At 64.5% G+C, this 18,013-nt stretch carries 18 protein-coding genes and 1 pseudogene; 7 read left to right on the top strand and 12 right to left on the bottom strand.

Annotated features, from left to right (window positions below; genetic code table 11):
* The first annotated feature begins 98 nt into the window (after positions 1-98).
* On the top strand, positions 99-1,400 hold the full coding sequence (locus ACM43_RS03260) for a multicopper oxidase family protein (protein ID WP_271538040.1): 1,302 nt from the start codon (positions 99-101) through the stop codon (positions 1,398-1,400).
* 4 nt (positions 1,401-1,404) lie between these two features.
* Here ACM43_RS03260 and ACM43_RS03265 read toward each other — a convergent pair.
* Positions 1,405-2,897 (bottom strand): annotated as a pseudogene (locus tag ACM43_RS03265) (NAD(P)H-hydrate dehydratase).
* Positions 2,898-3,278: 381 nt separating this feature from the next.
* Here ACM43_RS03265 and ACM43_RS03270 point away from each other — a divergent pair.
* Positions 3,279-3,617: a P-II family nitrogen regulator gene (locus ACM43_RS03270; RefSeq protein WP_007603495.1), complete on the top strand. Its 339-nt coding sequence runs from the start codon at positions 3,279-3,281 to the stop codon at positions 3,615-3,617.
* A 153-nt stretch (positions 3,618-3,770) separates the two neighbouring features.
* Entirely contained in the window at positions 3,771-5,180 is a 1,410-nt protein-coding gene (gene glnA / locus ACM43_RS03275; RefSeq protein ID WP_036010292.1) for a type I glutamate--ammonia ligase, read from the top strand.
* Positions 5,181-5,320: 140 nt separating this feature from the next.
* On the opposite strand, the gene ACM43_RS03280 is transcribed toward glnA, so the two are convergent.
* From ACM43_RS03280 to ACM43_RS03300, 5 genes are all read right to left on the bottom strand, one after another.
* A complete protein-coding gene (locus ACM43_RS03280; protein WP_036025384.1) occupies positions 5,321-6,082 on the bottom strand; it encodes a slipin family protein in 762 nt (253 codons plus the stop codon).
* Positions 6,079-7,461, bottom strand: a complete 1,383-nt coding sequence (locus tag ACM43_RS03285; protein WP_271538041.1) for an NfeD family protein — start codon at positions 7,459-7,461, stop codon at positions 6,079-6,081. Before ACM43_RS03285 ends, ACM43_RS03280 begins: the two co-directional genes overlap by 4 nt.
* A gap of 547 nt (positions 7,462-8,008) precedes the next feature.
* On the bottom strand, positions 8,009-8,245 hold the full coding sequence (locus tag ACM43_RS03290) for a hypothetical protein (RefSeq protein WP_271538042.1): 237 nt from the start codon (positions 8,243-8,245) through the stop codon (positions 8,009-8,011).
* Between the two features lie 152 nt (positions 8,246-8,397).
* On the bottom strand, positions 8,398-9,171 hold the full coding sequence (locus ACM43_RS03295) for a gamma-glutamyl-gamma-aminobutyrate hydrolase family protein (RefSeq protein ID WP_271538043.1): 774 nt from the start codon (positions 9,169-9,171) through the stop codon (positions 8,398-8,400).
* A 90-nt stretch (positions 9,172-9,261) separates the two neighbouring features.
* Entirely contained in the window at positions 9,262-9,966 is a 705-nt protein-coding gene (locus tag ACM43_RS03300) for a hypothetical protein (protein WP_271538044.1), read from the bottom strand.
* 137 nt (positions 9,967-10,103) lie between these two features.
* Here ACM43_RS03300 and ACM43_RS03305 point away from each other — a divergent pair, with 137 nt between their 5' ends.
* Positions 10,104-11,255, top strand: coding sequence for an AI-2E family transporter (locus tag ACM43_RS03305; protein ID WP_271538045.1), 1,152 nt, complete (start codon positions 10,104-10,106; stop codon positions 11,253-11,255).
* An 82-nt stretch (positions 11,256-11,337) separates the two neighbouring features.
* Here ACM43_RS03305 and ACM43_RS03310 read toward each other — a convergent pair whose 3' ends face one another.
* The 6 genes from ACM43_RS03310 to ACM43_RS03335 all read right to left on the bottom strand — a co-directional run bounded on the left by ACM43_RS03310 (position 11,338) and on the right by ACM43_RS03335 (position 15,014).
* Positions 11,338-11,634, bottom strand: coding sequence for an antibiotic biosynthesis monooxygenase family protein (locus ACM43_RS03310; protein WP_025036647.1), 297 nt, complete (start codon positions 11,632-11,634; stop codon positions 11,338-11,340).
* A 100-nt stretch (positions 11,635-11,734) separates the two neighbouring features.
* Positions 11,735-11,971 carry a hypothetical protein gene (locus ACM43_RS03315; protein ID WP_271538046.1) on the bottom strand — a complete coding sequence of 79 codons (237 nt, stop codon included), beginning with the start codon at positions 11,969-11,971 and terminating at the stop codon, positions 11,735-11,737.
* A gap of 60 nt (positions 11,972-12,031) precedes the next feature.
* A complete protein-coding gene (locus ACM43_RS03320; RefSeq protein WP_271538047.1) occupies positions 12,032-13,252 on the bottom strand; it encodes a GGDEF domain-containing protein in 1,221 nt (406 codons plus the stop codon).
* 229 nt (positions 13,253-13,481) lie between these two features.
* Positions 13,482-13,961 (bottom strand): 30S ribosomal protein S9, encoded by a 480-nt coding sequence (gene rpsI / locus ACM43_RS03325; protein ID WP_018642439.1) that lies wholly within the window; start codon positions 13,959-13,961, stop codon positions 13,482-13,484.
* A 1-nt stretch (position 13,962) separates the two neighbouring features.
* Positions 13,963-14,427 (bottom strand): 50S ribosomal protein L13, encoded by a 465-nt coding sequence (gene rplM / locus ACM43_RS03330; protein WP_018642440.1) that lies wholly within the window; start codon positions 14,425-14,427, stop codon positions 13,963-13,965.
* 158 nt (positions 14,428-14,585) lie between these two features.
* A complete protein-coding gene (locus ACM43_RS03335) occupies positions 14,586-15,014 on the bottom strand; it encodes a PaaI family thioesterase (RefSeq protein WP_024341189.1) in 429 nt (142 codons plus the stop codon).
* Between the two features lie 85 nt (positions 15,015-15,099).
* Here ACM43_RS03335 and ACM43_RS03340 point away from each other — a divergent pair, with 85 nt between their 5' ends.
* The 3 genes from ACM43_RS03340 (at position 15,100) to ACM43_RS03350 (ending at position 17,966) form a co-directional block, all read left to right on the top strand.
* Entirely contained in the window at positions 15,100-15,924 is an 825-nt protein-coding gene (locus ACM43_RS03340; RefSeq protein ID WP_271538048.1) for an enoyl-CoA hydratase, read from the top strand.
* A gap of 26 nt (positions 15,925-15,950) precedes the next feature.
* A complete protein-coding gene (locus ACM43_RS03345; protein ID WP_157283523.1) occupies positions 15,951-16,535 on the top strand; it encodes a CoA-binding protein in 585 nt (194 codons plus the stop codon).
* 150 nt (positions 16,536-16,685) lie between these two features.
* Entirely contained in the window at positions 16,686-17,966 is a 1,281-nt protein-coding gene (locus ACM43_RS03350) for an O-acetylhomoserine aminocarboxypropyltransferase (RefSeq protein WP_157283522.1), read from the top strand.
* Positions 17,967-18,013 lie beyond the last annotated feature (47 nt).

Below are 18,013 nucleotides of genomic sequence, written 5' to 3' on the forward strand. Positions count from 1 at the left end.
GCCTGACTGTTCGCAGCAAAAAAATGGCCTGATGGAGGCAAGCTTCAAGTAGGCACTGCGGCTGGACTTATCCAGCACGGCGTGGTCCGGATCGTGTCATGACAACGCGGATCCATGCTCCCCATCGGCGCGAGGTTTTGGCCGGCTTAGGGGCCTCGGCAGCCGGGATGATCGTGGGCGGCGCAGGCCCCTCCGTCACGGCCCAGCTCGCGCTGCAGGCGAGGCCGGCAACGCTGGCTTTGAGACCGGGTCAGCCGGCTACACCAGTCTGGGAGCTGGCCGCCGTAAGCCACCTCAGAGACGTGCGTCTCAAGCGTTTCGACCGCTGCCAACTGGTCTTCAGCAACAACCTCCCTGTGCCGATTGCGCCAGTCTGGTACGGCCTCCACGCGCCGATGGCCGCCGACCCGCTCCGCGGCCGCGCCCCGGCAGCGCCGGATGCGACGGAAACATCAATTATTTCAGTGCCTAATGCAGGCACCCTGCTGGCCGACTTCCGCCTCTTCGAGCACCGCCTGCAGCAGCCCGCACGCGCGCTTCCAATCATCGTGGCCGAAACCGGTCCGGTCGCCGTCGATCGTGACGAGCTCCTGCTGATCCAGGAATGGCGCCTGCGGTCGGATGGCACCGCGGTCCCGCCAGGCCAGGACCCGAAGGACACGACGCCGCTTTACACAATCAACGGCGAGACTTCATTCGAACTCTCAGCTTCGGCGGGCGAGCGGCTGCGGCTACGCTTCATCAACGGCTCGCAACGCTCTGTTCTCGCAATCAAATTGGAAAACCACGAAGTCCGCGTGATGGCTCTGGACAGCCAGCCGGCCGAGCCGTTCCCCGCGCGCAACGGCGCGTTGGTGCTGGCCCCGGGTGCACGGGCCGACGCCTTCGTGGATGCGGCCACCTCGGCCCCATTTCTGCTGCATGATGGCAAGGAGGCGCGTCGGCTCGGAAACCTGACCGTCTCCAGGAAGCTGGAGCGCGCCCCGCTGCCGCCGCCCCAACCGCTCCCGCCGAATGATCTGCCCGAGAAGCTCGATCTGAGAGGCGCCCTGCGGTTCGATGTCGCGCTCGGTACAACCGATGCCGGCTGGGCACGGCCCGCGACCTTCTCCACCGCCTCCGCCCCCGCCTTCCGCGCCAAGACCGGCCGCATCGTGGTGCTGGCGCTGCAGAACCCCGCTCCGGTCACCACCGTGTTTCACCTGCACGGCCACCATTTCCGCCTGCTCGACAAGCTCGACGACGGCTGGAAGCCCTACTGGCTCGACACACTCGCGATCGAGCCCGGCCAGACCCAGCGCATCGCCTTCGCCGCGACCACGCCCGGACGCTGGCTGATCGAATCCGTCGCGACCGACTGGGCCGCGCCGCGCCTGGTGCGGTGGTACGGGGTGGAGTGAACGTTCAGTATTCGATGCCCAGCGCGTCATAGATCCGCCGGTGCACGGCCGGCAGCGTCTCGGTCAGGTCCTCCGCGATCAGGCCAGGACCGGCTTCGCTCGCCGCCTCGCCGTGCATCCAGACACCGATGCTGGCGGCCTCGAACGCCGGCACGCCTTGCGCCAGGAGCCCGGCGATGATCCCGGACAGCACGTCGCCGGCGCCGGCCGTGGCGAGCCAGGGCGGCGCATTGGCGGCGATGGTGGCGCGGCCGTCGGGGGCGGCGACGGTGGTGTCCGGGCCCTTCAGCAGCACGACGGCGCCGCAGCGCTCGGCGGCGGCGCGGACGCGCTCGAGCTTGGAGCGGCCGGGATGCTTGTTGCTGAGGTCGGAGAACAGGCGCGGAAACTCGCCTTCGTGCGGGGTCAGCACCACCGCATTGTCCTGCGAGGACTTGATCGATTCAAACAGGCGCTCGGGCGTTGCGGCAAAGCTCGTCAGGGGGGGGGGGGGGGATGCCGGTGCGCGGTAAGCGCGGTGTGGACGAGATCGCAGGTGCGCTCACCGATGCCAGCACCGGGGCCGATGATGCAGGTGTTGTAGCGCTTGTCGCCGAGCAGCTCGCCGAACTCGACCGCGGTATCGACGGGGCGCACCATCACCGCGGTCAGCGCGGCAGCATTGATCGCGAGTGCATCGCGCGGGCTCGCCAGCGTCACGAGGCCCGCGCCGGCGCGAAGCGCGCTGCGCGCGGCGAGCCGTGCCGCGCCGGTCGCGGCTGCGTCGCCCGAGACCGCGAGCACGTGCCCGCGCGCGTATTTGTGGCCGTCGATGCGGGGCACCGGAAAGGCCGCGCGCCAGAGATCCGGATCGTTCTCGAAGGTCTGCGGCGCGATCTCCTCCAGCACCTGCCCATCGATGCCGATGTCGGCAACGCGCACGCGGCCGCAATGCATGCGCCCGGGCAACAGCAGATGCGCCGGCTTCTTGCGGAAGAAGGTGACGGTCTCGGTGGCGTTCACCGCCACGCCGAGCACGGCCGCGCTGGTGCCGTTGATGCCGCTCGGCAGGTCGACCGCCAGCACCGGGGCACCGTTGGCGTTGATCGCCTCGATCATGGCGCGCGCTTCGCCATCCACGGTGCGGCTGAGGCCGGCACCGAACAGCGCATCGATGATCAGCGCAGGCCTGCCGATCGCCTGCGGGTTGAACGGCAACACCGGGTGCTTCCAGCCGCGCGCGGCCGAGGCGGCATCGCCCTGGAGCTGGTCCCGCTCGCACATCAGGATCACCGAGACCTCGCGCCCCTGCGCGGCGAGCTCGGCCGCGGCCACGAAACCGTCCCCGCCATTGTTGCCGGGGCCGGCCACGATCAGGATCGGCCCCTCCTCCACCAGCGCATGGGCGGCCTCGGCGACCGCCTGGCCGGCGCTGAGCATCAGCTTGAAACCGGGCGTGCCGGCCGCGATGGCGAGCTGGTCGGCGCGCTGCATTTCGGCGTTGGTCAGAACTTCCATGCCACTTCCTAGTACAAACGCCTCTTGAACAGGCATATTTGGCGCCGATCCGGCGGCGGGAACGTCGAACTGCACATATATTGAACCGTTTGCCTATTTTGCGGTCTTCGGTATTTTGTGCAGGTCGGCACCATCACTCAGAGATGCTCGTTAAAAGGCTGATAACGCTCCGATAATCAGGGCATTTGCAACTTGGCATAGACCCTGCTTTCGAGGAAGCCGCTTCGGTTCGTCGTGCTCACTGACATCTTGAAGGGCGTGGCCGGCCGTTGTTGCCGGACGGGTCAGGGATCCCGGCACAGAGAAGACAAGATCGTGCGTTGAGAAATGCGCGTCCTGACGAAGACGTTGCTATTGGATCGAAAGGCCGGGAGTCGCGCAGTGAAGAAAATCGAAGCCATCATCAAGCCATTCAAGCTCGACGAGGTGAAGGAAGCGCTTCAAGAAGTCGGTCTGCAGGGCATCACCGTCACCGAGGCCAAGGGCTTTGGCCGGCAGAAGGGTCACGCCGAACTTTACCGCGGCGCAGAATACATCGTCGACTTCCTGCCGAAGGTCAAAATCGAGATCGTGATCGGCGACGATCTGGTCGAGCGCGCCATCGACGCGATCCGCCGCGCCGCGCAGACCGGCCGCATCGGCGACGGCAAGATTTTCGTCTCCAACATCGAAGAGGCGATCCGCATCCGAACCGGCGAATCCGGGCTGGACGCTATCTGAGCCGGGTGCTATCCCGCATTTTGCGACACTCTGACAAGAAATAAGGCTGCTTCGGCGGCCTGATTTCGTTTGTGCGGTCGCGCGCGAACTCGCCAAAAGCGAGAACAATCTTGCTCACCTGGAAACCGACCCGCAGAGCCATAAGGGGTATGCATGAAGACCGCCAAAGACGTCCTGAAATCGATCAAGGACAACGACGTGAAGTACGTCGACCTGCGCTTCACCGATCCGCGCGGCAAGTGGCAGCACGTCACGTTCGACGTCAGCATGATCGATGAAGACATCTTCGCCGAAGGGACGATGTTCGACGGCTCCTCGATCGCCGGCTGGAAGGCGATCAACGAGTCCGACATGTGCCTGATGCCCGATCCGGTGACCGCGACGATCGACCCGTTCTTCGCCGAGACCACCATGGTCATCACCTGCGACGTGCTCGAGCCGACCACCGGCGAGCCCTATAACCGCGACCCCCGCGGCATCGCCAAGAAGGCCGAGGCGATGGTGAAGTCGATGGGCGTGGGCGACGCCGTGTTCGTCGGCCCCGAGGCAGAGTTCTTCGTGTTCGACGACGTGCGCTTCTCCTCCACCCCCTACAACACCGGTTTCCGCCTCGACTCCTCGGAGCTGCCGACCAACTCCGACACCGAATATGAAGGCGGCAATCTCGGCCACCGCGTCCGCACCAAGGGCGGCTATTTCCCGGTTCCGCCGCAGGACTCGGTGCAGGACATGCGCTCGGAAATGCTCGGCGCCATGGCCAAGATGGGCGTCAAGGTCGAGAAGCATCACCACGAGGTCGCTTCCGCCCAGCACGAGCTCGGCATGAAGTTCGACACGCTGACGCTGATGGCCGACCACATCCAGATCTACAAGTACTGCATCCACCAGGTCGCGCACATCTACGGCAAGACCGCCACCTTCATGCCGAAGCCGGTCTACGGCGACAACGGCTCGGGCATGCACGTGCACCAGTCGATCTGGAAGGACGGCAAGCCGGTGTTCGCCGGCAACAAGTACGCCGACCTGTCGGAGACCTGCCTCCACTATATCGGCGGCATCATCAAGCACGCCAAGGCGATCAACGCCTTCACCAACCCGTCGACCAACTCCTACAAGCGTCTGGTCCCGGGCTATGAGGCCCCCGTGCTGCTCGCCTATTCCGCGCGCAACCGCTCGGCGTCGTGCCGCATCCCCTACACCGCTTCGCCGAAGGCCAAGCGCGTCGAGGTGCGCTTCCCCGATCCGCTCGCCAATCCCTATCTCGGCTTCGCCGCGATGCTGATGGCCGGCCTCGACGGCATCAAGAACAAGATGGATCCGGGTCCGGCGATGGACAAGGACCTCTACGATTTGCCGAAGGAAGAGCTGAAGCAGATCCCGACCGTGTGCGGCTCGCTTCGCGAGGCGCTCGAAAACCTCGACAAGGACCGCGCCTTCCTCAAGGCCGGCGGCGTGTTCGACGACGACTTCATCGACGCCTATATCGAGCTGAAGATGACCGAGGTCGAGCGCTTCGAGATGACCCCGCATCCGGTCGAGTTCGACATGTACTATTCGGGCTGATCGGCCTGAACCATCCGCGACAAGCAAAAGGCGCTTCCGGAAGGAGGCGCCTTTTCGTTTGAGGAGTCTCGACCACATCGCCGCTGCAGCTCGGTCGGAGCCGTGACGCCCGCTCGCGATCAGCACCTCGCCGCTTTCTGTTACGGGTTGTTAGGTCGCGGCATCAAATGGTCGAGCAGGCCGGTGGGGAGCGGAAACACCACGGTCGACGAGCGCTCACCGGCGATGTCGTGCAGAGCCGCGAAGTAACGCAGCTGCATTGCCTGAGGCTCCTGCGCCAGGATCCGGCCGGCTTCGACGAGCTTTTCGGCGGCCTGCTGCTCGCCCATCGCATTGATCACCTTGGCTCGCCGCAAGCGCTCCGCCTCAGCCTGTTTGGCAATCGCGCGAACCATGGTTTCGTTGATATCGACGTCCTTGATCTCTATGCCGGTGACCTTGATGCCCCAGACGTCAGTCTGCTTGTCGAGGATCTCCTGGATATCGGCGTTTAACCTGTCGCGCTCGGCAAGCATCTCGTCGAGCTCATGCTTGCCGAGCACCGAACGCAACGTGGTCTGGGCGAGCTGGCTGGTCGCCGCCATGTAGTCGCCGACCTTGATGATGGCGCGCTCGGGGTCGACGATGCGGAAGTACAGGACGGCGTTGACCTTGACGGAGACGTTGTCCCGCGAAATCACGTCCTGCGGCGGCACCACCTGCACCATCACCCGCAGATCGACCTTGACGAGTTGCTGCACGATCGGGATGAGGAGTATCAGGCCCGGGCCCTTCACACCGGTAAAGCGGCCGAGCGTGAAGACGACGCCGCGCTCGTATTCGCGCAGGATTCGAATAGCCTGGGATAGAAACACGATGACAAGCAGCGCAAGCGCCGCATACGTCAGATATTCCAGCGTCATGATGTACCTCCCTCGCCTGTCCGGGCGGGTGTGCGGCGTATCAGCAGCGTCAGGTCGACGACATTGGCGACCTCCACCGTCTCTCCGGGCTTGAAGGTTTCGGCGCCGCGCGCATGCCAGCGCTCACCATGGGCGAAGACATGACCTTCGTTCCCGTTCCAGTCGAGAACCTCGGCGGGCAAGCCGCGCATGGCCTGTGCGCCGACCAGCGCAGGAGCTTTGCGGACGCGCCGAAGCGAGCCAAGCACGACCAGAGCAAAGCCGCTGAACACGACCGCGGTGGTGCCGATCACCCACCAGGACAGTTGGTATCCAGGCGCCTCGCTCCTGAAGAGCATCATTGCTCCCAGCACGAAAGCGATGATGCCGCCGAAGCCGACCACCACGGTCGGGTTGAAGGCTTCGACGGTGAGAAGCACGAGTCCCACCAGCATCAGGGCGAGGCCGGCATAGTTGATCGGCAGCAAATTGAGCGCATAGAGGCCGATCAGCAGGCAGATCGCGCCGACCACTCCCGGGGCGACGGCTCCGGGAGACATGAACTCGAAGATCAGGCCGTAGATACCGACCATCAGGAGAATGAACGCCACGTTCGGGTTGGTGATGACCGCCAGGAACCGGGATATCCGTCCGGGCTCGATGGCTTCGACCACAGCATCCTTTGTTGCGAGGCGTTGCGTCTTGCCGCCTGCGAGCTCCACCACACGGCCATCAACCTGCCGCAGCAATTCAGCCTGATCGCGCGCGACGAGATCGATGGCATGTGCCTCCAGCGCGCCGTTGGCAGAGAGTGTTGCGGCCTCGCGGACCGCCCTCTCCGCCCACTCCGCATTGCGGTTGCGCAGCTCGGCGAGGCTTCGGATGAAGGCGACGGCATCGTTCGTGGCCTTCGCCGTCATCGCGTCCTTCGGCTCATCCTTCTTGTCTTTGCCATCCTTGTCGGGTGTGCCGCTCGGCAGGCCCGGCAGCGGCCCGCCAATCTGGACCGGCGTCGCCGCACCGATGTTGGTACCTGGTGCCATCGCCGCGATGTGGGTCGCGTAAAGGATATAGGTCCCCGCACTCGCCGCGTGGGCGCCGGAGGGAGCGACGTAGCCAATGACAGGGACGGGCGAGGCGAGCACATCCGCGATGATCTCGCGCATGCTGGAATTGAGCCCGCCGGGCGTGTTCATCCTCAGAAGCACGACCTCGGCGCGCCGCTCGCTCGCCATGGCCAAAGCCTCCCGCACGTAGCTGGCTGACGCCGGGCCAATCGCCCCGTCGATCGAAACAACAAGGGCTACGCGCTTGCTCTCCTCCGCTGAGCTGGGAAGGAGGCAGCAGCTCAAAGCCACGGCGGTGATCGCCGCAACGAGGGCCGCCTTCATGGTCTGCACGGCACGGGCTCCCTTGCAGAGCATATGGTATTCTTCTCATGAACCTCAATGCTGCGCGTGGAGATCAACATTGCGATTGTGCAACGCAATGGGAATGCCCATGCAGGATTGCCGACGCGCTCGGCCTCGGCGAGCGTACGTTGAACCGAAAATTCCAGGACTCACGCACGAGCCGCCGCAATCCTTCATCACTCGCTGGGCACAGCCTGTGCGCATCTACGATTCAACACGGTAGAGAAACCCCGCGCCACGGAGAGGCCATCAGCTTTCGTTCTGCATCTGACTCCAATTCGTTCTCGAAGAACAAATCAGAGCCGCAAAAACCAGGACGGAGCAATTCCTACTGATTGGTTTACTCCGTCGGAAATTCGGGATGCACCTTGGATAAACAGTCCTCGTAGGGCGGATTAGCCGAAGGCGTAATCCGCCTACTGCGTGCGACGCTCACGCACGTTCGCCAAAGTTAAACGCCACGCTCCCGTCTTTGCGATCTGTACAGCGGTTAAAGGCTCTGTCTTCGGCAGGGACTTCGCGAAGCGCATTTTGATCAATCTCCACCGCATCGAAAAGTCGGCATCGCCGCGGGGAAGCGTCCAGACCGCATGAAGGTGGTCCGGAGCACGACAAACGCATCGATAGTGAACGAATAGTCCCGACGGGTCGCTGCAACGGCCGCGCGCAGCGCTGCGATGTGCTCGACGAGCAGCCGCTGCCTACGATCATGAAGATTGACCGTGAAGAACCAGCAGCCACCTGGAACAAATGCACGGCGGTAGTTCGGCATTGCAGCTGCCCCATGAACTAAAGATGGCGGATTACGCCTTCGGCTAATCCGCCCTACTCAGTCCAAGCCGAGTGCGCAACGTGGCAGAAGCTGGATTCCCGGCTCTGCGCCGCAACGCTCCGCGTTGCAGCTGGTCCGGGACACGACCGCGGCTACGCCTCCGCCTTCTGCCTTGTCACCAGCGCCTCGCCAAAGGCCTCGAACAGCTTGCGGTTGATCGGATTGTGCTGCGGGTCGTACTCCGCGTGCCATTGCACGCCGAGGGCAAAGCTCGGGGCTTCCGCGATGCGAATCGCCTCGATGGTGCCGTCCTCGGCGATGCCTTCGATCAGCACGCGCTTGCCGGGATCGAGGATGCCCTGTCCGTGCAGCGAATTGACCCGGATCTTCTCGCAGCCGAGAATCTTGGCAAAGGCGCCGCCGGGCGTCAGCTCGACGTCGTGGCGGTCGGCGAACACCACGGTCGGATCGGGATGGATCTCGCCGTTCTCGAGCCGGGGCATGCGGTGGTTCATGCGGCCGGGGATCTCGCGGATCTCGGGATGCAGCGAGCCGCCGAAGGCGACGTTCATCTCCTGCAGGCCGCGGCAAATGCCGAACAGCGGAATGCCGCGGGCGACGCAGGCGACCGAGAGGGCCAGCGCGACCTCGTCGCGGTGGATGTCGTAGGGTTCGTGCTTCTCGCAGGGATCGACGTTGAAGCGGGTTGGGTGAACGTTGGCCCGGGCCCCGGTCAGGATGATGCCGTCGACGGTATCGAGCAGCGCCGGGATATCCGTGATGTCGGGGGCTCCAGCGAACATCAACGGCAAGCCGCCGGAGACTTCGGCCACGGCGCGCAGGTTTCGCTCGCCAACCATCTGGACCTGAAATCGATTCTCGACGCGATAGGAATTCCCGATCACGCCGACGACCGGCTTTCTCATCTGTCGTTCCGCGCCTCCCGATAAGAAGATTCCCCAAACATGCCCCTCCGATGGAACAAATTCAACAGAGGGGATCGCGGGACGGCAATGCTATTTTCGCGCAAATGCCTCCCGGGCGTCCAACCCGCCCTCCACGGGCAGACCCGCGGCCCTCAGCGCAGTTGCCGCTGTCTCGCCCGGCGCGGCCAGCCAGGGAAGCTTGGCCTCGAGTCCGCGCGTCACGGGCTCCCCGAGCGCGCCTCCGAAGTCGATCGGCCAGAACCCGTTGGGCACCACCTCGGCGGAGAAGCCGCGGATCGCATAGCCCTCGCCCAGGATTGCCTCTGCCTTGTCGCTGCCGACACGGCGCGCGGTCTTGGGATCCCTGAGATCGGCAAAGCTCACGAGCACCGGGATGAGCTCTCCTTGCACCGGGACAATGCCGGTCTGCCGGCTCATGTCCTTGAACGACACCCGGCTGCCGCGCGCGGCGCCATAGGCGCGGAGCGCCACATAGTTGATGTCGTCGAGGTCGAGCTTGGCGCCCTGCTGATGCGCCAGCAACACCACGATGTTCTTGCCTTGGCCGAGATCGACGAACACGGCCTCCCCGCGCGTCGTGGTGCGGCCGCTGCGGTTATAGTTGCGATCGGGCACGACAGCGAGAATGGCCGACCCGGTCTTGATCCCGGCGGGCGTCGTCACCTCGACGGTCAGGCGGTATTTGTGGTCCGGCCGGTTGATCCGGATCTGGTCGCCGCCGACGAGCAAAGCCAACAGCCCGAGCAGACCGGCCCACTTGCTGATAACGCCCAAGCGCCCCTCACTTCCTTTTCGCCACCGCTCTGCACCGTTCGCGCGGCAGCGTCAAACCGGCGCGTTGCCGCTCTTGATCGGAAGCGTGTTTGTCGAAAGAGTGCCCCCATTGCAGCCACCAAAAGACAGGATACGATGTGACCTTTCCCGCAGATGAACGATCCCGCTCCCGTGCCGACCTCGCGCGGGATCAGGCCTGGGCGATCGCGGTCGGAGGCATCGGCGTCGTGCTGTTCACCGCGCTGCTCGCCTTCACCTGGTATTTTGCCGCCACCCTGCTGCTGATCTTCACCGGCATGCTGCTCGGTCTCGGTCTCAACGCTCTGGTCAATGCCCTCGGCCGCCGGGTCCACCTGCCTCACACGATCCGGCTTGCAATCGTCTGCGTCGCGCTCGCTTTGCTGCTCGCGGGCGTCGCCTATCTCGGCGGCGCCACCATTGCCGAACAGGCCTCGCTGCTGAGTAAGACCATCAAGTCGCAGATCTCCAATGTCAGGTCCTTGCTCGAGAACCACGGTATCGACACCAGCTTCTTCGATCTCGGCAACGCTGCATCGGACCCCGCCGCCAACACCTCCTCGGAGGCAACGCCCGCGCCGGCAACTCCCTCGCGCGCTCCGCTGCCCAGTGCCGGCACGCTCGCCTCCAGCGGCGGGGCGATTGTGAGCCAGACATTCAAGCTGCTGCTCGGCACCATCCACGGCGTCGGCAACATCTTCATCGTACTGTTCCTGGGCCTGGCCTTCGCCGCCCAGCCCAGCGCTTATCATGACGGCCTGCTGTTCCTGGCACCGGCGCGGCACCGTACCCGTGTCGCCCTGGTCATCGATCGTATCGCTGAAACGCTCGAGCGCTGGCTGATCGCCCAGATCATCGTCATGATCGCGGTCGGTGCCGTAACCTGGATCGGACTTGCCGTTATCGGCATCCCCGGCGCGTTCATCCTAGGAATCCAGGCGGGCCTGCTCGCCTTCATCCCCACGGTGGGAGCCATCATCGCCGGCGTCATCGTGGTGCTGGCGAGCCTCGCCTCGGGCTGGATCCCCGCTTTGTCGGCATTTCTGCTGTTCATGGGCGTGCACGCCATGGAAAGCTACGTGCTGACGCCGATCCTGCAGCGCCAGGCACTCGACATCCCGCCGGCCACGCTGTTCGCGTTCCAGATTCTGCTCGGAGTCGTGTTCGGCATCTGGGGCCTGGCGCTGGCGCTCCCGCTGGTCGCGATCGCCAAGGTCATGATCGACCACGTCAAGACCTACGAGGCGTCGCCTCTCGCGGAGGCGGCCTAGAGCATGATCCAGACCCCGAGGGCCGCGTTAGCGCAAAGTGTGGAGCGGTTCTCCGATAAGATCATGCTCCCGACATAAAGCCTCAGGTCGTCAGCACGGTCTCGGTGTGCTCGACCTCGGGAGGCGCGGCAAAATACTGGCCGACCAGGCCGCGCCATTCGGTGAAATTCTCCGAGCCGCGGAAGTCCACCGTGTGGTTCTCCAGCGTCGCCCATTTCACCATCAGCCGGTAACGCTGCGGCTTCTCGATCGACTTGTGCAGCTCGAAGCCGTGAAAGCCCTTGGAACGGCCGAAAGCGGCCTTGGCCTTGGCAACGGCGGCCTCAAAATCCTTCTCGCTGCCCGGCTTGACGTCGATTTGCGCGATCTCGGTGATCATCGGCTTTCCACCCTGTTTGTTCGATGCCCGTGTCTAGCGTAGCCGGCGCCAAAGAAAAAGGCGCCGAAACGGCGCCCTGCCCGGCCAAATTGCGGGTGCGTCAGGCGAACAGCAGGACGGTGCCCGTCACAATCAGCGCACAACCCGTGAACAACACGAACGGCCAGTAGCTGCGTTGCTGCGTGTAGCGTCCTTGCGCGCGGCGCTCGGTGATCAGCGCGCTCTCGTATTCGTCCGCGGTGGAGAACAGACAGGCGAAACCGCCGCGGGCCGAGGCAGCTTCGGCTTCGAGCGACATCAGGGCGGCTTGCGGATTTTGTCGACGGATCGATTCCATGACCACGATGGTAGGGATCGAATGGTAAACAGAGATTTACCGCAAGCCTGCCCCGCATTCTCACGCGGTGACCGGGCGCGCCTGCGGTGCGCCGGTCCGCGCGGCGCTCTGGCGGCGCCAGTTCTCCAGCGACAGCGGCAGCTCTTCGGCCGCCTCGACGCGGTTGCGGCCGCCGCGCTTGGCCTGATAGAGCGCCGTATCGGCCGAGGCCAGCAACACCTCGAGCTCGGTGCCGGCCGGACCGCCGGCGACACCGATGCTGACGGTGGTATCGACCGGGCCTTCATCGACGACGACGCCGGAGGTCTCGAACGCCTCGCGCACGCGCTCGGCGACCAGCACGCCCTCCTCCAGCGAGCACGGCAACAGCGCGGCGAACTCCTCGCCGCCGATGCGGCCCGACAGGTCGGAGATGCGCAAATTGCTAACCACGACCGTCGAGAACAGCTTCAGCATCTCGTCGCCGGCGGGATGGCCGAAGCGGTCGTTGATCGACTTGAAATGGTCGATGTCGAAGATCATCACGGTCACCGGCCGCCCGGCCTTGGCCTCGCGCTCGATCACGCGCGCACAAGCCTCCGAGAAGCCGCGCCGGTTGAGCATGCCGGTCAAGGGATCGGTCGATGCCGCCGTCCGGTGCGCGGTGACGGTGCGTTCCGACACCAGCATGAAGATCACGAACACGGTACCGACGGCATAGAGTATGAGCTCGACCGCGAACACGGTGACCCAGATGCTCGAGGAGAAGCCGGCATCATGCGGGCGCAGGAAGCTGCCGATCAGGATCGGCAGCATCAACACGCAGCCGTGCATCACCGGCATCACGAAGGCGGGCCAGCGCCGTTGCACGCTCTTGCGCCGTTCGGTCCAGAGCTCGCTCGCAGTCAGCGCCGCGTACACCGAGACGATGCCGGCACCGACGAGCATGCGCAGCATCGATGCCGCGGGATCGAGCAGCGTCGCAGCAGCGACCCAGGCGAGCGCGCCGAGCACGAGCCCCGGCCAGTTCGGGTTGCGGCCGTGGAAGACGCGCGCCGCGTTCCAGACCATGCCGCAGGCGACGAAACCGACGGCGTTCAGTGCAAGGTAAATGTGCGGCCCCAGCCTGTCGCCCGCCGCGGTCCATAGTGCGACGGAGGCGGCACCGAGCAGATAGGCGGTGCCCCACCATTTCAGCGCCGGGCTGTTCTCCTGCTTGCCGAAAAACACCATCATGGCGCCGAGCAGTGCGGCAACCATTGTGGCGACCAAATAGAGCGTGATGCTATCGAGCGACATCATGTCGGCCCCCTCTAGAACATAGCAGTTACGCGATCGGCCCAGCCGATTTGCGCGCCCTTCCGAAGGCGACGCTAGGACTCGCGGGTTCCATTCAGGTTTTCGCCGATCCCTAAGTTTTCGGGAAACACGCCATCAATTTGCATACAAACGAACAACAAAAAGGGCGCTGAAATCAGCGCCCTTTTGCATCTCATTGAAGCCGCTTTCGCGGCGAATGCGACAGAAGCGATTAACGCTTCGAGAACTGGAAGGAGCGGCGGGCCTTGGCCTTGCCGTACTTCTTGCGCTCGACCACGCGCGAGTCGCGGGTGAGGAAGCCACCCTTTTTGAGCACGGAGCGCAGCTCCGGCTCGAAATAGGTGAGCGCCTTAGAGATGCCGTGACGGACCGCGCCGGCCTGGCCGGACAGGCCGCCGCCGGCGACGGTGCAGATCACGTCGTACTGGCCCGAACGCTGAGCCACGGAGAACGGCTGCTCGATCATCATGCGCAGCACGGGACGGGCGAAATAGACCTCGACCTCGCGCGAGTTGACGGTGACCTTGCCGGCGCCCGGCTTGATCCAGACGCGGGCGACCGCGTCCTTGCGCTTGCCGGTGGCGTAAGCGCGGTTGAACTTGTCGACCTTCTTCTCGTGCTTGGGCGCCTCGGGCGCGGCCGCCGTCTTGAGCTGCGAGAGCTGGTCGAGCGACTGAATGGATTCGGCCATGTTATGCGGCCCTCGTGTTCTTGCGGTTCAACTTGGCGATGTCGATCTTCTCGGGCTGCTGCGCCTCGTGCGGATGATCGGCGCCGCCGTAGACACGGAGGTTACCCATCTGCACGCGGCCGAGCGGACCACGCGGGATCATGCGCTCGACGGCCTTCTCGAGCACGCGCTCGGGATGACGGCCTTCGAGGATTTGGCGCGCGGTGCGCTCCTTGACGTGACCGACATAGCCGGTGTGCTTGTAGTAGGTCTTCTGCTCGCGCTTGCGACCGGTGAGGACCGCATGCTGCGCGTTGATGATGATGACGTTGTCGCCGCAATCGACGTGCGGGGTGTAGGTCGGGAGGTGCTTGCCGCGCAGGCGCATGGCGACGATGGTAGCGAGGCGGCCGACGACCAGACCCTTGGCGTCGATCAGCACCCACTTCTTCGTCACCTCAGCCGGCTTTGCCGAAAAGGTTTTCATGTCGGAGTTTCCGTGGACGGGAGATATCGGCGCGAACACCGCGCCAGACTGCGCGCGGTTCTAGAGAAGAGCGGCGCAACGGTCAATGCCCCAGAGCTGAAAATAGATAAGCAAAATCAATAATTTAAAAATATGGTGCGATATTACCTGCAAAAAGCTCAAACGTTTGGAATGGAATAGGTCGAGGTGACATGGGCGATCGGATCGGGTGAGGTCCCGGACAAGAGGTTCACCTCCCCGACCGCAAGGCGCTTGCCGAGCTTGAGCAGCCGGGCCTCAGCCAGCACGTCCTGCCCGGGCTGGCCCTTGCGCAGGAAGTTGATGTTGAGATTGGTGGTGACGGCGAGCCCGATCGGCCCGATCGCGGACAGCAGCACCACGTACATCGCGAAATCCGCGAGCGCCATCAGCGTTGGCCCGGACACGGTTCCGCCGGGCCGCAACATCCGCTCGCTGTAGCGCTGGCGCAAGAGGCTGGTCTGGCCGTCCGCGCTCTCGATCGTGATGTCGTCACCGCTGAAGGCCTGAGGAAATTCGTCACGGAGGAACCGCTCGAGCTCCGCCACGCTCATTTTCGCTAACGCCATGCCGTCCCCACCCTCGCTTCGCCTGCCCTGTTACATTAAGTTATCGGTGTCATCCAATTGCAATCATTTAGCGGAAATCGCGTCAATGTCCGTTCAGGCCGCCCGCGCCCCCACCCCGCAACCGCCGATCCTGCTGCGCGAGATCGTCGGCAGCGTCGCCGTGCTCACGCTGAACCGACCAGCCGCGCGCAACAGCCTTTCCGAGGCGATGATCGGACAGCTGCATGCGAGCCTCAACGCGATCGCGGAAGACAAGCACATCCGCGCGGCCGTCATCGCGGCCAACGGCCCCGCTTTTTCCGCGGGCCACGACATAAAGGAACTGACCGCGCGCCGCACCGATCCGGATCGGGGCCGGGCTTATTTTGCGCAGATCATGACGGCCTGCAGCGCGATGATGCAGGCGGTCGTGCATCTGCCGAAGCCCGTGGTCGCGGCCGTCCAGGGCATCGCGACCGCTGCCGGCTGCCAGCTCGTCGCCAGCTGCGATCTTGCGATCGCATCGCACGAGGCGAAGTTCGCCACACCCGGCGTCGATATCGGCCTGTTCTGCTCGACCCCGATGGTGGCGCTGTCGCGCAACGTCCCGCGCAAGCAGGCCATGGAGATGCTGCTGACGGGCGAGCCTGTCACGGCCGAACGCGCCCGCGAGATCGGGCTCGTCAACCGTGTCGTTCCCGCCGGCACCGAACTCGGCGCCGCGATCGAGCTCGCGCAACAGGTCGCGTTGAAATCCGCCTACACGATCAAGCTCGGCAAGGAGGCCTTCTACCGCCAGGCCGAGATGAGCCTTGCAGACGCCTATCGCTATGCCGCAGAGGTGATGACCGAGAACATGATGGCGCGCGACGCCGAGGAAGGCATCGGCGCCTTCATCGAGAAGCGCGCGCCGACATGGCGGGATGAATGACCCCCGCCAACAAGAAAAGATAAGTGATGAACCACGACGCCTATCCCGACAATTACATCCGCGGCATCCTCAACAGCGTGAAATCGATCGCGATGGTCGGGGCCTCGCCGGTTAACGTGCGGCCGAGCTATTTCGCGTTCAAATACCTGATGCAGCGCGGCTACGACATGATCCCGGTCAATCCCGGCCATGTCGGCAAGGAGCTGCTCGGCAAGCCGTTCGTCGCGTCACTGTCGGACATCGGCCGTCCCGTCGACATGATCGACATCTTCCGCAACTCCAGCCACATCATGCCCGTCGTCGAGGAGGCGCTCACGCTCGACCCGCTGCCGAAGGTGATCTGGATGCAGCTCGGCGCGCGCGACGACGCGGCAGCGGCGAAAGCGGAATCAGTCGGGATCAAGGTGGTCATGAACCGCTGTCCCAAGATCGAATATGGCCGCCTGTCGTCAGAAATCTCCTGGATGGGCGTGAATTCGCGCACGCTCAGTTCCAAGCGCGCGCCGGTGCCGACGCAGGGCATGCGGCTGTCCCTCAATCGGATGAGTGTCGGCGGTGGCGACACCGCCGCATCGGACCGCGCCGCGAAGAACAAGAGCGAGCAAAGCTGACGCGATTGCGAAGGCTTCGTTTCGCAAACGCGACAATGCGCAGCACGATCGTTCCCAAAATGATTCCGATGTGACGCCGCGCCTTGACGGCGGGCACGGCGCCGATCAGCATGCCGCGCGAATTTCAGGCCACAAGAACAGGACGCCCAAATGAGCGATCGCCTTCCGGGATTTTCAACGCTCGCCGTGCATGCCGGTGCACAGCCCGACCCCACCACCGGCGCGCGCGCGACTCCGATATATCAAACGACCTCTTTCGTCTTCAACGATGCCGACCACGCCGCCTCGCTGTTCGGCCTGCAGGCGTTCGGCAACATCTATACCCGCATCGGCAATCCCACCAATGCGGTGCTGGAAGAACGCGTCGCCGCGCTCGAAGGCGGCACGGCCGCGCTCGCGGTCGCTTCCGGCCATGCCGCGCAGGTCGTGGTGCTGCAGCAGCTGCTTCAACCCGGCGACGAATTCATCGCCGCGCGAAAGCTCTATGGCGGCTCGATCAACCAGTTCACGCACGCCTTCAAGAGCTTTGGCTGGAACGTGGTGTGGGCCGATCCCGACGATATCGCGAGCTTCGAGCGTGCGGTGACGCCGCGCACGAAAGCGATCTTCATCGAGTCCATCGCCAACCCCGCCGGCAGCATCACCGACATCGAGGCGATCTCGACCGTGGCGCGCAAGGCGGGCGTGCCGCTGATCGTCGACAACACGCTAGCCTCGCCCTATCTGATCCGCCCGATCGATCATGGCGCTGACATCGTCGTGCACTCGCTGACGAAATTCCTGGGCGGCCACGGCAATTCCCTCGGCGGCATCATCGTCGATGCCGGCACCTTCGACTGGTCCACGGGCGGCAAGTACCCCATGCTCTCGGAGCCGCGCCCGGAATATCACGGCATCCGCCTCCAGGAGACGTTTGGCAATTTCGCCTTCGCAATCGCCTGCCGCGTGCTCGGCCTGCGCGACCTCGGCCCGGCGCTGTCGCCGTTCAACGCCTTCATGATCCTGACCGGCATCGAGACGCTGCCCCTGCGCATGCAGAAGCACTGCGACAATGCCAAGGCCGTTGCCGAATACCTCGCGGGACATCCGGCGGTGGCCTCGGTGAGCTATGCCGGGCTGCCGAGCGACAAGTACAATCAGCTCGCGCGCAAATACGCGCCGCGGGGCGCCGGCGCGGTGTTCACCTTCAGCCTGAAGGGCGGCTACGACGCCGGCGTCAGCCTGGTCTCGAAGCTGCAGCTGTTCTCGCACCTCGCCAATGTCGGCGACACCCGCTCGCTGGTGATCCATCCGGCCTCGACCACGCACAGCCAGCTCGACGATGCCGCCAAGATCAAGTCCGGCGCCGGCCCGGACGTGGTCCGGATCTCGGTCGGCATCGAGGACAAGGAGGACCTGATCGCGGATCTGGAACAGGCGCTGGGGGCGTAGCGCCTGGGAACGACGGCGGCCGTTTTGGCCGCCGCCGGTTAACCCTC

The sequence above is a fragment of the Bradyrhizobium sp. CCBAU 45321 genome (assembly GCF_028128975.1).
Taxonomy (GTDB): domain Bacteria; phylum Pseudomonadota; class Alphaproteobacteria; order Rhizobiales; family Xanthobacteraceae; genus Bradyrhizobium; species Bradyrhizobium yuanmingense.

Bases quoted from the DNA above. Each gene is read 5' to 3' on its own strand.
- ACM43_RS03260 (WP_271538040.1), top strand. From the start codon at position 99: ATGACAACGCGGATCCATGCTCCCCATCGGCGCGAGGTTTTGGCCGGC.
- glnA (WP_036010292.1), top strand. From the start codon at position 3,771: ATGAAGACCGCCAAAGACGTCCTGAAATCGATCAAGGACAACGACGTG.
- ACM43_RS03280 (WP_036025384.1), bottom strand. From the start codon at position 6,082: ATGACGCTGGAATATCTGACGTATGCGGCGCTTGCGCTGCTTGTCATC.
- ACM43_RS03290 (WP_271538042.1), bottom strand. From the start codon at position 8,245: ATGCCGAACTACCGCCGTGCATTTGTTCCAGGTGGCTGCTGGTTCTTC.
- ACM43_RS03295 (WP_271538043.1), bottom strand. From the start codon at position 9,171: ATGAGAAAGCCGGTCGTCGGCGTGATCGGGAATTCCTATCGCGTCGAG.
- ACM43_RS03310 (WP_025036647.1), bottom strand. From the start codon at position 11,634: ATGATCACCGAGATCGCGCAAATCGACGTCAAGCCGGGCAGCGAGAAG.
- ACM43_RS03315 (WP_271538046.1), bottom strand. From the start codon at position 11,971: ATGGAATCGATCCGTCGACAAAATCCGCAAGCCGCCCTGATGTCGCTC.
- ACM43_RS03320 (WP_271538047.1), bottom strand. From the start codon at position 13,252: ATGATGTCGCTCGATAGCATCACGCTCTATTTGGTCGCCACAATGGTT.
- rpsI (WP_018642439.1), bottom strand. From the start codon at position 13,961: ATGGCCGAATCCATTCAGTCGCTCGACCAGCTCTCGCAGCTCAAGACG.
- rplM (WP_018642440.1), bottom strand. From the start codon at position 14,427: ATGAAAACCTTTTCGGCAAAGCCGGCTGAGGTGACGAAGAAGTGGGTG.
- ACM43_RS03335 (WP_024341189.1), bottom strand. From the start codon at position 15,014: ATGGCGTTAGCGAAAATGAGCGTGGCGGAGCTCGAGCGGTTCCTCCGT.
- ACM43_RS03340 (WP_271538048.1), top strand. From the start codon at position 15,100: ATGTCCGTTCAGGCCGCCCGCGCCCCCACCCCGCAACCGCCGATCCTG.
- ACM43_RS03345 (WP_157283523.1), top strand. From the start codon at position 15,951: ATGAACCACGACGCCTATCCCGACAATTACATCCGCGGCATCCTCAAC.
- ACM43_RS03350 (WP_157283522.1), top strand. From the start codon at position 16,686: ATGAGCGATCGCCTTCCGGGATTTTCAACGCTCGCCGTGCATGCCGGT.